At 43.4% G+C, this 15,587-nt stretch carries 13 protein-coding genes and 3 tRNA genes; 10 read left to right on the top strand and 6 right to left on the bottom strand.

Annotated elements, in window-relative coordinates; all coding sequences use genetic code 11:
- Positions 1–818 precede the first annotated feature (818 nt).
- Both IRQ95_RS18965 and IRQ95_RS18960 read left to right on the top strand, forming a co-directional pair.
- Entirely contained in the window at positions 819–1,460 is a 642-nt protein-coding gene (locus IRQ95_RS18965; protein WP_075650316.1) for a YchE family NAAT transporter, read from the top strand.
- Positions 1,461–1,552: 92 nt separating this feature from the next.
- A complete protein-coding gene (locus IRQ95_RS18960; protein WP_194438842.1) occupies positions 1,553–2,392 on the top strand; it encodes an ion transporter in 840 nt (279 codons plus the stop codon).
- A 128-nt stretch (positions 2,393–2,520) separates the two neighbouring features.
- Here IRQ95_RS18960 and IRQ95_RS18955 read toward each other — a convergent pair whose 3' ends face one another.
- Together IRQ95_RS18955 and asd are read right to left on the bottom strand one after the other, a co-directional pair.
- Complete coding sequence (locus tag IRQ95_RS18955) at positions 2,521–3,174, bottom strand: GntR family transcriptional regulator (RefSeq protein ID WP_194438840.1); 654 nt, start codon at positions 3,172–3,174, stop codon at positions 2,521–2,523.
- 224 nt (positions 3,175–3,398) lie between these two features.
- A complete protein-coding gene (gene asd / locus IRQ95_RS18950) occupies positions 3,399–4,514 on the bottom strand; it encodes an aspartate-semialdehyde dehydrogenase (RefSeq protein WP_194438852.1) in 1,116 nt (371 codons plus the stop codon).
- A 509-nt stretch (positions 4,515–5,023) separates the two neighbouring features.
- Here asd and nhaC point away from each other — a divergent pair.
- Positions 5,024–6,457 (top strand): Na+/H+ antiporter NhaC, encoded by a 1,434-nt coding sequence (gene nhaC / locus IRQ95_RS18945; RefSeq protein WP_194438838.1) that lies wholly within the window; start codon positions 5,024–5,026, stop codon positions 6,455–6,457.
- Positions 6,458–6,579: 122 nt separating this feature from the next.
- Here nhaC and IRQ95_RS18940 read toward each other — a convergent pair whose 3' ends face one another.
- The 3 genes from IRQ95_RS18940 to yejK form a co-directional block, all read right to left on the bottom strand.
- Positions 6,580–7,740: a chemotaxis protein gene (locus tag IRQ95_RS18940; protein WP_228481496.1), complete on the bottom strand. Its 1,161-nt coding sequence runs from the start codon at positions 7,738–7,740 to the stop codon at positions 6,580–6,582.
- Between the two features lie 180 nt (positions 7,741–7,920).
- Positions 7,921–9,189 (bottom strand): Hpt domain-containing protein, encoded by a 1,269-nt coding sequence (locus tag IRQ95_RS18935; protein ID WP_348541632.1) that lies wholly within the window; start codon positions 9,187–9,189, stop codon positions 7,921–7,923.
- Between the two features lie 124 nt (positions 9,190–9,313).
- The gene (gene yejK, locus IRQ95_RS18930; protein WP_194438836.1) at positions 9,314–10,315 is read right to left on the bottom strand and encodes a nucleoid-associated protein YejK; all 1,002 of its coding nucleotides are present in this window, start codon (positions 10,313–10,315) and stop codon (positions 9,314–9,316) included.
- Positions 10,316–10,400: 85 nt separating this feature from the next.
- Between yejK and IRQ95_RS18925 the strand changes: the two genes are divergently transcribed.
- The 6 genes from IRQ95_RS18925 to IRQ95_RS18900 all read left to right on the top strand — a co-directional run bounded on the left by IRQ95_RS18925 (position 10,401) and on the right by IRQ95_RS18900 (position 14,414).
- The gene (locus IRQ95_RS18925) at positions 10,401–10,625 is read left to right on the top strand and encodes a YejL family protein (protein ID WP_075708441.1); all 225 of its coding nucleotides are present in this window, start codon (positions 10,401–10,403) and stop codon (positions 10,623–10,625) included.
- Between the two features lie 24 nt (positions 10,626–10,649).
- Positions 10,650–12,458, top strand: coding sequence for a DUF3413 domain-containing protein (locus tag IRQ95_RS18920; RefSeq protein WP_194438834.1), 1,809 nt, complete (start codon positions 10,650–10,652; stop codon positions 12,456–12,458).
- A gap of 52 nt (positions 12,459–12,510) precedes the next feature.
- Positions 12,511–12,587: transfer RNA gene (locus IRQ95_RS18915), tRNA-Pro, on the top strand.
- Positions 12,588–12,758: 171 nt separating this feature from the next.
- A tRNA-Ser gene (locus tag IRQ95_RS18910) sits at positions 12,759–12,849 on the top strand.
- Positions 12,850–13,373: 524 nt separating this feature from the next.
- Positions 13,374–14,156: a hypothetical protein gene (locus IRQ95_RS18905; RefSeq protein WP_194438826.1), complete on the top strand. Its 783-nt coding sequence runs from the start codon at positions 13,374–13,376 to the stop codon at positions 14,154–14,156.
- A gap of 167 nt (positions 14,157–14,323) precedes the next feature.
- Positions 14,324–14,414, top strand: a tRNA-Ser gene (locus IRQ95_RS18900).
- A 141-nt stretch (positions 14,415–14,555) separates the two neighbouring features.
- On the opposite strand, the gene IRQ95_RS18895 is transcribed toward IRQ95_RS18900, so the two are convergent.
- Complete coding sequence (locus IRQ95_RS18895; protein WP_194438824.1) at positions 14,556–14,732, bottom strand: hypothetical protein; 177 nt, start codon at positions 14,730–14,732, stop codon at positions 14,556–14,558.
- Between the two features lie 212 nt (positions 14,733–14,944).
- On the opposite strand from IRQ95_RS18895, the gene IRQ95_RS18890 reads away from it, so the two are divergent.
- The gene (locus IRQ95_RS18890) at positions 14,945–15,463 is read left to right on the top strand and encodes a hypothetical protein (protein ID WP_194438822.1); all 519 of its coding nucleotides are present in this window, start codon (positions 14,945–14,947) and stop codon (positions 15,461–15,463) included.
- The last annotated feature ends 124 nt before the right edge of the window (positions 15,464–15,587 follow it).

The raw sequence follows: 15,587 nt of genomic DNA, 5'->3' as shown, positions 1-15,587 counted from the left end.
CAGCAACCGCTTGTTGTGCTAGCGGGATACGAGCTTGGTTAGCTGCTAAAGATGCTGCGCGGAAGATTTTGTCTACTTGCTCTTGAGAGTAAGTAGCAAATTCAGCTTGAGCCGCTTTTACGCGTTCTACTAGAGCATCTAGTTCAGCTAAGTTAGTTACAGGCATAGGGAATCTCCTAAATTTAATAAATATTAAAAACTTTTTATTAAGTCTGTTGCTCTGTGTTGCTTCAAATCACATCTCGTGGTCCGACTTCCAACAAGCTTAGTAAATTGCTTTCAGGGCTGAGTATATTATTTCAAGTTGTGAAAAAAATTGACCTGGATCAGTTCTCGCAATTTAATTAACCCTAAAGTGGTGCCTTGCTCGGGAATTTTCACATAAACAATTGAAAAATATATAATTTCACTCAAAACAAAAACTGAACAAAAAAGTAGCAATCGAACCAAGAAACATAAAAAACGACAATAATCTGTAAAAAAGTTTCATTTTTTCGCCACACACTTTCATGTAGCTCCTGAAAATTGTGCTACTAGGAGTATATCTCAACCACATTATCTCTCTATAATTCGACATAAATTTTGTTGAAAGTGTGCGAATGTTAACGTTTGTGAAGCTCGCCAAGTGTCAAAACAGCATTCTGGTTAACATTTAACCTCCCCTGTCGTTACAACATTCTCCAAGGATAAGATTTTCTCACTCGTAGCGACCTTTATACGTTAGTTTTTTTCATTCGTTTACTTAGCCGTTTTGCACTACATTATGCGCGCAATTTTACCCCTACTGTTTTTCAACTCTGTGAATCTTTGAGTGCCCTATGCAGACTATCGAGCTCGCTATTTTCCTACAGTTCTTTTTAGGACTGGTTGCTGCGGTGAACCCGCTTGGCATCATGCCAATCTTCGTTTCTTTAACGGGTCACATGACCTTAGAAGAAAAGCGTAAAACCGCACTGACGGCGCACATTGCGATTGCGAGTATTTTGATCATCTCTTTGATTGGTGGTCAGGTACTGCTCGATATGTTCAGTATCTCGCTTGATTCATTCCGCGTGGTGGGTGGTTTGCTGATCCTAAGCATCGCATTTTCGATGATGAGCGGTAAGCTTGGTGAAGATAAGCAAAACAACCAAGAAAGAACCGAATCAATCAGCCGCGAACAAATCGGTGTCGTGCCACTGGCAATGCCTCTACTGGCGGGCCCTGGTGCAATAAGTTCGACCATTGTTTACGGTGCGCGTTATCCAAACATGGTGGATACCGTCGGTATTGCACTAACGATCGTGGCATTCTGTTTCTGCTCTTGGCTTTTATACCGTTCAGCGCCATTTATCGTGCGCTTCCTTGGTCAAACCGGGATCAACATCATCACGCGTATCATGGGTCTTATCCTTGGTGCACTTGGCATCGAATTTATTGCCAACGGTCTGCGCGGATTATTCCCGGCACTGATGGGCTAACTGGCTAATTATAAGCTAACCGCTTTAGGGCGGTTAGCCTCGCCTCCCCTTTCTGGTATGATGTCAGATATATAAAATCACTTTGATACATCATGCCTAAAACATCCTTAAAGCATCAGCTATATGTTGTTATCTTCGGCACCCACACCAAAGCCGGGCGCGCCTTTGATATCGCGCTGATTTTTGCCATCCTCACCTCACTTGTAATTCTGGTGTTAGAGTCGCTGCCATCGGTGATGGTTGAATGGAGCACTCAGCTGCGTTACTGCGAGTATTTCTTTACTGCGCTATTTACGATTGAATACCTATTAAGACTTTATTGCTCACCAAAGCCTCGCTCTTACGCCACCAGCTTCTACGGCGTTATTGATTTACTGGCGATCTTGCCAACCTACATCGCGATATTCTTCCCATCGGTTGCCTTTATGGGTGTGGTGCGCTTGCTGCGTGTGATGCGTATTTTCCGCGTACTCAAATTGGTGCGTTACCTTCAAGATTCGAATATCTTGCTACGCTCTCTATTGATGGCAAAACGTAAGATTTTTATCTTCTTCAATACCGTCGCAATTCTCGTCACGATATTAGGGTCATTGATTTATGTAATCGAAGGACCTGCGAATGGTTTTACCAGTATTCCCCAAAGTATTTACTGGGCCATCGTCACCATTACTACGGTTGGATATGGGGATTTGGTGCCACAAACAGCACTGGGTAAAGGTATTGCATCTTTGACTATGCTGCTGGGTTACTCAATTCTTGCGGTACCCACTGGCATCATTACCGCCGAGCTGAATAATGAGATGAAGTCGCACCGCACATTAGTCAAATGCCCTAACTGCTCCAAAGCTGGGCATGAATCGGATGCGATGTACTGCAAACACTGTGGTAGTGATTTAGCCGAACCAGACGAACGAGTGGTTCCGGTGGATTAATACTGAAAAGAGCGCCGCATGGCGCTCTTTTTGATCAGGGTTACAGTCATTCTTTCAATTTTCCGCTTGGCAGATACAAAAATACCCACGAGAAGTGGGTATCTGTAACAAATCTAATTAAGCGTGACTTATTGGCTGTCTTTTAATGACTGACACTGCTGCGTGACAGGTGTGATGTTCGCTTTCGCTTCAGTCCATGCTTTATCTGCGTCACCAGCACAAATCGCCTCAATCATTGGCGCATGACTTAGCGCACTCTGAGCCAAATCATAGTCTTCATGAGTCATGCACAAGTAGCCTTGCAGTTGATTGGCTATCTGGCTAAACGCTTTTTCCATGCGCTTACTGCCACTAATTTCAATAATACAGCGGTGCAAATTGAAATCAGCCTCACTAATGATTTGAATATCACTATCAGGACGAGAACAAAAATCGCAATACTCTTGAAATACTGTGCGTAGCTTTTGCTTATCTTCTTCAGTCGCTTTTTCTGCTGCCATCGCTGCCGCTTGGCTTTCTAATGCCACGCGTAGGTTATACAACTCCCACAAATCTTCATCATCTAAAGAGAAGATGTGCCAGCCAGCATAAGGTTTCTGCACAACCAGACCTTCATGAGACAGTGTGTTTAATGCCATCCGCACCGTACTGCGCGAAAGATCTAAGTCTTTTGCTAGTGTGCTTTCGACAATTTTCTCACCCTGATCCATCTCGCCTTTAACGATTTTGTCTCTCAGGTAGTCTGCTGCTTGTTCTTCTAAGCTCTGTTTATTGATTTTCATTGTTACGAATAGTGTTTGTTTTTTGCATACGTCGCTCGGTTCCGATTGCGACATCCCTTCCATGTTTGGTCCATCATACCAAATTCTATCGGAGCACCGAACTAATAACGTCGCATTAACAACTGTATGCTCTAAATATGCTCAGCATTGCATTAAATTCAACCAGAATAAACGCAAAAGGCTACAGCATGTGCTGTAGCCTTCAAATAATCGCTTATTTAAGCTTATTTCTTTTCAGCTAGGATGATGCGCAGTGTGCGACGTAGTGGCTCTGCCGCGCCCCAAAGCAATTGATCACCAACAGTGAAAGCGTTAAGGAAGTCATCACCCATTGCCATCTTACGTAGACGACCGACTGGAATTGATAGCGTGCCTGTTACTTTCGCTGGCGTCAGTTCTTGCGCGGTAATGTCACGATCGTTCGGGATCACTTTAACCCAATCATTATGAGTTGCGATGATCTCTTCAATCTCATCCATTGGCACATTTTGTTTTAGCTTGATGGTTAATGCTTGAGAGTGACAACGCATTGCGCCGATACGGACACAAGTCCCATCAATTGGTACTGGTGCATTTTGGAAACCAAGGATCTTGTTCGCTTCAACGCCCGCTTTCCATTCTTCTTTGCTCTGTCCATTATCACGCTTAACGTCGATCCATGGGATCAAAGAACCGGCAAGTGGTACACCGAATTTATCGGTTGGGAACGAGCTGCTGCGCATTGTGTCGGCAACTTTTTTATCAATATCAAGGATTGAACTGGCTGGGTTCGCAAGCTCTGAACTTACTGCGTCATTAATCACACCCATTTGTGAGATCAATTCACGCATGTTTTGCGCGCCTGCACCTGATGCAGCTTGGTAAGTCATAGCGCTGGTCCATTCCACTAGGCCTTTTTCAAATAGGCCACCTAGACCCATTAGCATCAAGCTTACGGTACAGTTACCACCAACAAAGGTATTAGTACCACCATGAATGCCCTGCTGAATTTGCAGGTGGTTCACTGGATCAAGGGTAATAATTGAGTCTTCTGCCATACGCAGCGTTGATGCTGCATCAATCCAATAACCTTTCCAACCTGCTTGGCGAAGCGCTGGGTAAACTTTTTCGGTGTAGCTGCCACCTTGACAGGTAATCACCGCATCAAGCTGTTTTAAACTTTCAATATCAAAAGCATCTTGTAAATCACCGGCATCTTTACCTAAGAAAGGGGCTGGAATACCAATTTGTGATGTGCTGTAAAATACGGGTTCAATAAGGTCGAAATCGCCTTCTTCTACCATTCGTTGCATCAGCACGGAACCAACCATGCCGCGCCACCCAACTAAACCTACTCTCATCATCAACTCTCCATGTATTCAATTAAAAAGGTATTCCCATCATCTTTCATTTTTCGTACAAAAATCTCAAGCTAAAATTGAATTTTAATTGGTTATTTTTAAATTAATGTTGTTAAAGGGCATTTTTAAGCGACATTTTTGCTAAACAAGCGTTGTTAAGCGAACAAACAACCATCAGCTCAAAAAAAACATTTGTAGCACATCAAGAACACCCTAAAACCACCCCGCCATCACACGCCATTAACCAAATTAACCAGACATTTACTGGTTTGAAGTTTTTTCCTACAAAAGAGAGACAAAATCTCGAAATATTCACCCAGCTAATGTATGGTTTCGCCGAATAAAAAGGAGTTAACACTCAAGTTCTTCACCTAATTTCATACTCTACAGCGAGATTTCTTATAAAAAACCCGCACTAATGAGTAGAAACAGCTCAACCTATGATTATTCACAGAATAATCGGGTTAAACCGCGTGAAGAGTTCGATTTTAATAGCAAAGAGGCTCGCTATGACGCAACTTACCCCTCGATTGCCAAGCCTGACACAAGTTATTGTTTCACTTGGTTTATTTCTACTGATGGCATTTTCATTTACTGCCCAGTTAAATCTACCAATTCAGCTAGCACTTTATATCGGTTGGTTCATCATCATTACCTTAGGTCTAAGACTTGGTCACAAATATAAAGATCTTGAACAAGCAGCCTTAAACGGTATTTCAAACGGCCTCGGTGCAGTATTGATCCTGCTTGCGGTCGGTGCTCTAGTCGGTACCTGGATTTCTGGCGGCATCGTACCAACCATCATCTACTATGGTCTTAAAGCTATCCACCCTTCAATCTTCCTTTTGGCTACCATGGTAATCTGCTCGCTAACGGCGCTTGCAACTGGCACCTCTTGGGGCGCAGCTGGTACTGCCGGTATTGCGATGATGGGGATTGGTCAAGGTCTTGGTGTTCCTGCACCGATTACGGCTGGTGCAGTACTTTCGGGTTGTTACTTTGGTGACAAAATGTCACCGCTATCAGACTCAGTGATTCTGGCATCTTCAATGTCTAACGTTGAAGTGATGGAGCATATTAAAGGTATGCTACCAATCGCGCTGATCAGTTACATCATTACCGGGATTCTTTTCACTCTGTTTGGCTTCCACTACGCAGGTAATGTGGATATGTCACAGGTACAAAACGTCATTGCGGCGATGGACAACCAGTTCTACATCACTCCACTTTCATTTGTGCCTGTCGTGGTTGTGCTGGTGCTACTGGCGATGCGTATGCCTTCATTCCCAGTGATCAGCTTTGGCTCACTACTCGGCATTATCTGGGCGGTGACGGTTCAAGACGTTGACTTCCTAACCGCATTTAACACCGCATGGGCACCATTTGCGATTTCATCGGGTGTCGACTTTATTGACTCAATTCTAAACCGTGGCGGTATGTCTTCAATGCTTGGCTCAGTTGCGGTCATCGTGTTTGGTTTAGGTTTTGGTGGTCTACTCGACAAAGTCGGTGTTTTAGAAACGATTGCAAAACTGTTCGAGCGCCGTGTTAAGAGCGCAGGCTCTCTTGCGACATCAACTATCGCAACCGCCTTTATGGGTAACGTATTTGGCTCAGCGATGTATGTATCACTGATCTTAACGCCAAAAATCTGCGCGAAGAACTACGACCGTTTGGGCTTCAAACGTAAAAATCTATCACGTAACGCCGAGTTCGGCGGTACTTTGACATCTGGTATGGTGCCTTGGAGTGATAACGGTATCTACATGGCGAGCATCCTTGGTGTTGCTACCCTATCGTACGCGCCGTTTATGTGGTTAAGCTTCGTGTGTATTATCGTTACCATCACCTGTTCATACATGGGTTGGTTTGTTGACCCATGCGAGCCACAAGCTCAAACCACGGGTGATGAGCAAGCTGAGTTGAATCAGCAAACAGCGTAAACAAGCTTTAGAAAAAGTTCATTAGAAATAGAAGAGCACCCCACTGTAAGTGACTATATACAAACAGTGGGGCGCTCTTTTTATATCTATCTTTTGCTATCTAATAAAATTAGCCTATTGGATTAAGCTGCGGTCTTGTTTCTTACCGCCGAGCGTTTACCCAGCATGTAGCCAAGCCCTAATGGCGCAAAGAAGATCACTAGGATAAACAATACAAAATACAAAACGGTACTTTTGATCAGCTCAATCAGCTTATCCATTGCAAGATTAACCACTTGCTGCGACACATGGTCTAAATCTCGGGTCAGTTGCTCGCGCTCATGGGAAATAATCGCCGCAACCTCTTGCCGCTCTCTTGCCACCATCGCTTCTAAAGCTTTACGCTCTTCACTTAACTGATTTAGGCGCAGCTCAGTTTTGCTATCGATATCTTCGACTAGCGGCTGTAACTCAATCGCCATCTTTTCAGCCAAGTCACTCATATATTGCGGGTTATTAATGATGAAATCATTCAGTGCATCTGAGGTCACTTTCAAACTGTCTAAGGCTTGATTCACTTGCTCGATGCTTGCGGTGCTGTTAATTGCCAGTAGTTGTGCTTTCCATGTCATGATCTTTGGCGTCTGCTCTGAGACCAAGCTTAAACGGTCAGATACATCACCGATCGCTTCAGGCATAGTACCTAAAGTCGTTACCGCATCTTCTTCGCTGATCTGATTGGCCGCTAGCCATGCACGATAAGCGGGCGTACGAATAAAGCTTAAATCACTGAATGGATGCTGCTTGGCAAATTCCATCACAAACTGACGCGATGTTTGATAGGAATTCCCTTTTAACAGTGCTCTGGCGAGTTCATCAATCTCATTAGCTAGATGAGCAGACACCAATTGGGCTGCATTATGGCTAAACAGGCTTTTCCCACTGCCTTGTGAGTAGAATTGATTCATCTGCTCGGTAAATACCCAAGAGTCAATCAAGCCTGCCATTGGCGAGACTTGATAAGCCGCCGCTTGTAGCCCTTCTTCAGCATTTATTTTCCAAAGTAAGACATATGACTGATTGATTTGATCACGTGAGTCATATTGAGCGTGCAACACATCAGCCGCTTGCTCGACTTGAGCAAAAAACTGCTGTGCGTATTCTCGAGTCATGATACGCATATTGAGTTCTTGCTTGGTAAGGGGAACGGTTTGGCTATCAATTTTCACTTCAAGAAGTGAACAACCTGAGAGCGAAAGAGCGATAAATATCGCAACCATAGAAATATAGCGAGAAATAAACATAATCCAACCTGACAACACAATAGATCGATTTAGTCTGCCGAGAGGCTTGTCTTGATGAATTAATCATCGCATAAGACAAAACAACTGGTACAAACGTCTATTTATACATCAAGTTATCACTATTTTGGTCAGAGAATTTTCAATGTTCTGAGCAATTTATCAGAAAGTAAGTCCGATAGATTACGACGCTTTTTCCTGATCAGTCTGTTGGGCGTTTTCGATAAACGCTTTTGCCTCTGTTATTGCGATATTCAGCTCACAGTCAAGCTCCGGCAACAAGTCGGGGACTTGGGTAATATCTTGTTGAATAGCAATTTCAATTTTCGACGCGATGTCACGCAATTGAAATGCGCCGAGATTGCCACCCACGCCTTTTAAACTGTGTGCTTTACGCATCGCTTCATCCGGAGCGTCGTTTAATAATTGCGTCAATTGAGTAACATCATTTTGATGATCTTCGATAAACACTTCTAGCAACATGCACAGTGACTCTTTATCGCCATCTAAAGAGTCGAGCATGACATTAAAATCCACTTGAGGCTTTGACTCTGGCTGGGAGGATGGTTCGACTGTATCGTGAACTTCCTGCTCTTTTGCAGGATGAATGCTCTCTCGAAAAGTCGTTACTGATGGATCCTCATTCTGCTCATTGCTTGGTTGCGGGCTGTGAGTGACTAGATTGCGATGTAACGTACCCATTAAGTACACAATCAATGCGCCACTTACCAGCGCGCCAAAAATAAGAATCTTCTCTAAACTAGAATGGTACTGAACTTTGACTTGATGCAACTCGGTATGTACCGAGTGATTAACCAGCTGCTCGACTAAATACCCACCTTTAGCAAAACTCCCCATAACACTCGAAGTCTGTGCAAGGGTCGATTGTAAGTAAGTGCGCGACTGGTCTTCTAGTGCAAGAGATTGACTATAAAGATCATCCAATGAACGATAAGCGACGGCATTGGAAGCTTGAGGAGAGAACAGCGCTTCAAAGATATAAGCGCTTAATCGATAGTAGTAGGTTTGCACTGCCAAATCTTCGGTAAACTGCTGTCTTTTATCTTGAATATCAGTGATGAGCTCTTTTAACTCCAATTCAGTGCCCACATAAGCATTGCTGAGTTCAACAAATCGCTCAGTGGTAAACAGCAGATGTTGTACGTCTGGTTGGAACCACGCAAGTTTAAGCGGGCTTTTCAGCTCTCCGCATAAAATGGCAATTTGATTCAACAATTGCGTTTGCTGCTCAGTCATCCCCGCTTGATAAGACTTATCAAAATAGAGTGAGTTACGAAACTCTTGAATATGGTCACCCATCTGCTCTATTTTTTGCACGCGTTTTTCAGCATTTTGATAATTAAATGCAGTAGCGGCGATGACGAAAAACCAAACCAATACTAGAGACCAACCTAGCTTCAACTGACGCTTATCCATATGCTGTCTATTCACCTTTATTGTCCACTATACAAGCATATACGGAAAAAAGCAGAACGGTAGAACTGATTGACTATTTTGTCGACAACCTACAAAAAAGCCCCGCTGTCAGAGCGAGGCTTAATAATCCCAAAAGGAATTAACGATTACGTGTTAGCTGATCACGTAAGTTTGGCGGTGTGCCTTTAATAGTTAACGTGTCGGTTTCTGGATCATAGAACACACGCTCACCCAGTAGCAGACTATCGAAATTGATAGTCATACCACCACCTGCACCAACGTATTTGGTCAACTTACGTACGGTAGAACGATCGGCTGGGAAGCTCTCTTCAAGCTCATAGCCATGGTCTTGTGTGTAATCTAAGAAGCTAGTGCCATCTTGCGCTGCCGGTAGTTCGCCTGACAGCTCTTTAATATAAACTTCATCACCCGATTTCAGCTGGTCATTGCAGTAATCGTAGACCTGCTTTTTGTAACTAATTGCTTCATCTTTCTCAAGCTTAGAATCTGTACAGAAGTCTTCTACTGCCTGCATTAGCACTTGGTTTTGCTGTTTAGTATCAAGGCCAATTTCTGCCTGCAGAAAATCCAGGAAGAAGTCAGCAACCTTGCGGCCAACGCGACCTTTAATGTATGTAAGGTAACGATTTGAATCTTTGTCTGTTTCGTAGCTCGAAAGATCGATACGCGCCACGATATCCATCTTACTTAAATCAAGGTATTCCGTCGCACTGATGTCTAAACCTTCGGTGACTTTTAGGCTTTGATTTGATGGGATAATACCTACGAACAGGTAATCCGTCGCCAGTGATTGATACTCAGCCAGAACCAAAATACCTTCATCCGCAAATGGGTATTTCGCCAGTTCATCTTTTAAACGATTGGCGCTCACTTGTGAGAAATCGTAGAAGTCACGCTCATTTTTACGTAACTCTTGCAACCAGATTTGGAATTCACTGTCAGACTTAAATGATCCGAACCCTTTGCCTGCTTTGGAGTTGAAAACTCTATGTAGTTCAGCGACAAGGTTTTCTGTTGAGCTATCGTTCGCTAATGCTTCGGCGCGAAAGTTAACCACAAGCTCATCAGAATCGTTTTTTTGCAATTGATGTAAAATTACGTTTGAAAGGTGTAGGCTCATGTTAAATTTATCGTCTTTCTAGGATTCAGTTGCTCGGCATTGTAGGTTATCATAAGCCGCTTTACTATTGTTCATTAGAGTCTTTATGCCGATTACATCTAAATACAGCGACGAAAAATACGAAAACATTTTGACGGAAGTTGCTGCCGTGCTCGAAAAGCATGGTGCTGGTCCTGATCTATCACTAATGATCGCTGGCAACATTGCAACTAACGTGATCAACGAGCGTGTGGGTGTTACTCAACGCAAAGCAATCGCGGAGAAGTTTGCGCAAGCGCTGCTGTCTTCAATCGACGACAAAGCACACTAATTTAACCGGATAATAGAACTGTTCATGGTAGATAACGGAAATACATACGCTGAGAGAGTTTCGCGTCTAGTTGGTTGGGGACACTGGTTCGCCTTTTTCAACATTATCGCAGCCATGCTTATCGGTACACGATATATTACTCAATCACCGTGGCCTGAAACGCTACTTGGGCAACTGTACCTTGCAGTTTCTTGGGTTGGCCATTTCGGCTTTTTGGTTTTTGCTGTCTATCTGCTGGTTCTTTTCCCGTTAACCTTCGTGATACCGTCACGTAAGCTGTTCCGCTTAGTGACGGTATGTTTAACGACCTTAGGTTTGACTCTACTTCTGATTGATACTCAGGCGTATCAGTCGATCAACTTGCACCTCAACCCTGTTGTATGGGAAGTGCTGTTTACTGATAACAGCAAAAATATCTCTGGGGTAAGTGCTGACTTACAACACCTCTTTGTTGTACTTCCATTGATTTTCTTCGTCGAATTGGCTCTCTCAGAGTGGGTTTGGCGTAAACAACGTAAGCTTTCTCATAAACACATCGGTCGACCAATTGCTGGGGTATTTTTCCTCTGCTTTATCTCAAGCCACTTAATTTATGTTTGGGCAGACGCGTACTTTTATAATCCGATCACGTCACAGCAATCCAACTTCCCACTGTCATACCCAATGACTGCGAAGTCATTTATGGAAAAGCACGGGCTACTTGATCGTGAAGAATACTTAAAACGCCAACAAGAGAACTTAGGTGAAGCGGAACTTGTACGCTACCCTCTCGAGAAACTTGAGTTTAGCCGCCGCTCTAACCCTCTTAACGTACTGGTTGTCAGTGTAAACAACCTACGAGCTGATGCGTTGAATTCAACCAACATGCCAAACACCTTCCAATACTCTCTGGATAATTTGAGCTTTAATAATCACTTCAGCTCAAGCAATGATAGTAATGGTGTATTTGGTTTGTTTTATGGTCTACCGACTAGCTATGCTAGCAGCATCAAGACACAAGAATCATTGCCAATCATGCTGAAAACGCTGAAAGACAACGATTATCAAATTGGTCTATTTAGTGGCGACAATTTTAGTGACCCACTATACAGCGATATCGTTTTCAATGGTCTAGAAGTGACGGCGGTTACTGAAGATGAAGGTGACACTGGCGATCAGAAAGCGATTAATGCGTGGAGTAACTGGGTGCAAGCGCAAGGTAAACAACCTTGGTTTGGCTTTATCGAGTTGACAACGCTTGACGATTTTACTCAGTACAACACGAAATCTGGTAATACGGTTGCTGATCTCAAGAGCAATTATGAGCAATCTGTCATGTCTGCGGACAACGAACTGGCACTGCTCTATAAACAGATCACCGAGCTTAATTTGTCCGACTCAACCGTTGTGGTTATTACGTCAAATCACGGAACTGAATTTAACGAAACCCGCACTAATAGCTGGGGTTCTAGCTCTAATTACAGCCGATATCAACTTGAAGTACCTATGGTTATCCACTGGCCTGGTAAGGTTGCAGGTCAATACAGCCACCGTACCAGTCACCTTGATTTATCCGTTACCATCTTACAAGACTTAATGGGTGTATCTTCAAATCCAACAGACTACAGTAGCGGTCGCAACCTATTTGATGAGCGTTCACGTAAGTGGATTTTGGCCGGTGATTATCACGAATTAGCGCTTATTACCAACGACAATACAACCGTTATTGATAAATACGGTAACTACAAGCTTTATGATAGCGAGTACAAGCGACTGCGTGATGAGAACCCAGCTTTGCCTGTAATCATGCAAGGATTAACTGAATTGCAACGCTTCTACACAAAAAGCCAATAAATCATAATGTTATGTTTGACCGACACAAAAATTGACGATAAATTATCCACATCGGACTGTAGCGCAGCTTGGTAGCGCACCGTCATGGGGTGTCGGGGGTCGGAGGTTCAAATCCTCTCAGTCCGACCATACACCTAAAAAAAGAGAGCTTCGGCTCTCTTTTTTGTTACCTGAAAATGAGCAAAGAGTTAGAAACCATTCGTTTTACAAGAAATAACGCTAAAAACGCTCACAATTAAATCAAACAGTAAAAACAGGGGTTTACAAGCCTCCCCTTCCCTTATATTATGCGCACCACACGGAGAGATGGCTGAGTGGTTGAAAGCACCGGTCTTGAAAACCGGCGTACGTTAATAGCGTACCTAGGGTTCAAATCCCTATCTCTCCGCCACATTTAGAAAGCCTGCAAAGAAATTTGCGGGCTTTCGTCGTTTCTAAGCCTATAAATTATTGAGTCGCAAGACTGGACTAGGCGTCCCCGACTGGGCGCCCCCGAGTTTTCTCGTTTTAAAATACCAAAAAAATTTGCGAAGGGATTTAAATCCCTAGTCGTGTGCGACCCCAGACTAGGCGTCCCCGCACTCAGCCACATTTAGAAAGCCCGCAAAGAAATTTGCGGGCTTTCGTCGTTTTAGGCACCTAAAACTTACCCCATCCCCTAGCTGTATTTGAGTGAGCCTCTGATAACGAATTAGCCATCATCCGGCTATTACCAAATCCTCGTGGCGCTACCTGTAAACCTTCTCGCCTAAGCAAAAGGCGAGCAAAGTATAATCACTTATAAATCAACACCTTGCACCAAGATCTCAATTCTAAACCCACGTTTATCTTATTTATTGCCAACACTGTCTTTTTCCAGCAATTTCCACCTCCAATTTCTCATTTCTTTTTTCAATGAAAAACAACGGTGTAATAATGAAAACCAATAAATCACTTACCGCCTTATTCTTGGCTTCTGCGTTGTCGCTAGGTTTGGCAGTTCAACCTGCTATGGCTCACGAATATACGCTTTCAGTTGAAGATGCAGAGCGCTACGGTATCGAAGTGCCAAAAATCAAAGTTAACTACGATGTACTTCCTTACCAGCACATCCTATTTGGCTTCCAGCTACACGTTGAGCTTGAAGGCGCGACGTTAAACACAACCAACGTCAACACACTAAAAGCGGCGACAACAATTTCGACTCACAACGTTGTTCGCCCTTACCGTGCAACAGCAAACAAAGTTAGCTACCGCATCTCTGGTGAATTTGACCACCGCGCGGTTAACTTCATTGATTTCACTCTAGATAAAAGCGTACTTTCAACTGATCACGACTTAACTATTCGTATTCCAGTTGATATCGATGTAACACCACCAGATACCCCACATGCACTTGCAAACACGGTTGCGACACTCAATGTCGATGGTGTGCATGCAGAAGACTTCCTAGTGGACTCAAACCGTACTCTTTACAAAATCACCTTAAACGAAGGTGAGTTCCTACCAGGTTGCGCAGACCCTATCGCACACAGCATTATCCGCACCAGTAATATTGAAGGCATGGTTCGCATTTGGAAGAAGACCAACAAAACCGTTGAGTTCGTTGTTGAAGGTGGCTATCACAAGCCAATCGTGGGTAACTGGAATTTTGAGTTAGAGCCGAACACAACCACACTTAATAAGACTCTGTACTTAAGTACGCCAGTTCAGTACTAATACCGAGTTAGTCATTCAAAGCACTCATTCCGAGTGCTTTTTTTGTTCAAAAATGCTCTTTATTTGGTGCCAAACAAAAAAAACAGCCAAAATAGCTCACAAATAAATCAAACAGTAATTCTAGGGGTTTACAAGCGGATCAGAGCCTTATATTATGCGCACCACACGGAGAGATGGCTGAGTGGTTGAAAGCACCGGTCTTGAAAACCGGCGTACGTTAATAGCGTACCTAGGGTTCAAATCCCTATCTCTCCGCCACATTCAAAACCCTAGTCGAAAGACTGGGGTTTTCTCGTTTTAAAACGCTAAAAACTCATGAAGGATTCAGATCCCTCGTCGAAGGCGACCTCGCACTTCATCAGATTCAGTTAACTGAAACACATCTGGAAAGCGCCTTATTTACTTTCCACCATCTCGTTCATCAATACCTTCAGAGTCGGATTGAAAGGCTTCCCACTCGCCATCATCAATCTTATGCTGTTCATGCATCGCTTTAATCAGTTGGCGGTCTAGTTCTGCAAAATAGCGGTCCTCTTCTACTTTGCCACGTAAACGGAGTTTCTCAGTAAAGTCCATATTCTGTCCCTCCTAATACTTGTTGTTACCTTATAAGTATAGATGAGTCAGGCAGCCTCAACCTTCCATCCAACTAACGTTCAGACTTTTGAATTTAGCGGTGTCATTCTCGTTTAATAGCCCTAATTTAGTTGTTCATCTCCACAAAAACTCTTGATTAGCGGCACATCTTGAGACCCTCTAAAATCGCCATTTTTGTCAGAGCTAGGCATATGAAAGATAAGTACCTATCCATTATTAAAAGCGGAACGAAAACCGATAAACAATTAATTTCGCTTTACGATAAATTAAGAACAGCTAAAGATACGTTCAGCGATGATGAGTTAACTGAGCTGACTCGAGCTATCGAACAGCAACTAAGAGATAGATTTCCAAGAGCGGCAAACCGCATCTTTGGCGCTAAAGATAAAGAGGTGATTGCATTACTTGAACAAGTGCTAACACAATGTGAGTTAGACCTCTCAGGCAATAAGCTTGGTAGTCATGTCAAGACTGGTGGTGGTCGTCTAAGAGGTGATGTTTACCTGCAAACCTATATCTCTTATAAGAACACTCAAGGACAAAAAGCGGAGTTATGCCTCGAGCAAGAGAGCTTTGATAGTGAGCTAATGGCACTGGTTTATGACAAGCCAAGTAAAGAGGCAGACAGACAAGTCACTCAGTTTAACTTTGGCCAATTTGAGCAAGCTAAGCAGGCTTATCTTAACTTGCTGCTACAATACGCCAACTAACTTCAGTTATAAAAAAGAGGCAACCATTGGCTGCCTCTTTGTCGTTATTTCTGTTCCAATTTTTCGTCAAAGCTGACTATGACGATAAACCAGGATAAGACCCAAATTCCTATCCTGACGCGTC

Source organism: Vibrio fluminensis (genome assembly GCF_015278125.1).
In the GTDB taxonomy this organism is placed as follows: Bacteria; Pseudomonadota; Gammaproteobacteria; order Enterobacterales; family Vibrionaceae; genus Vibrio; species Vibrio fluminensis.
Note: the sequence above shows the minus strand (reverse complement) of the source record. Positions and strands in the feature narration are given on the sequence as shown.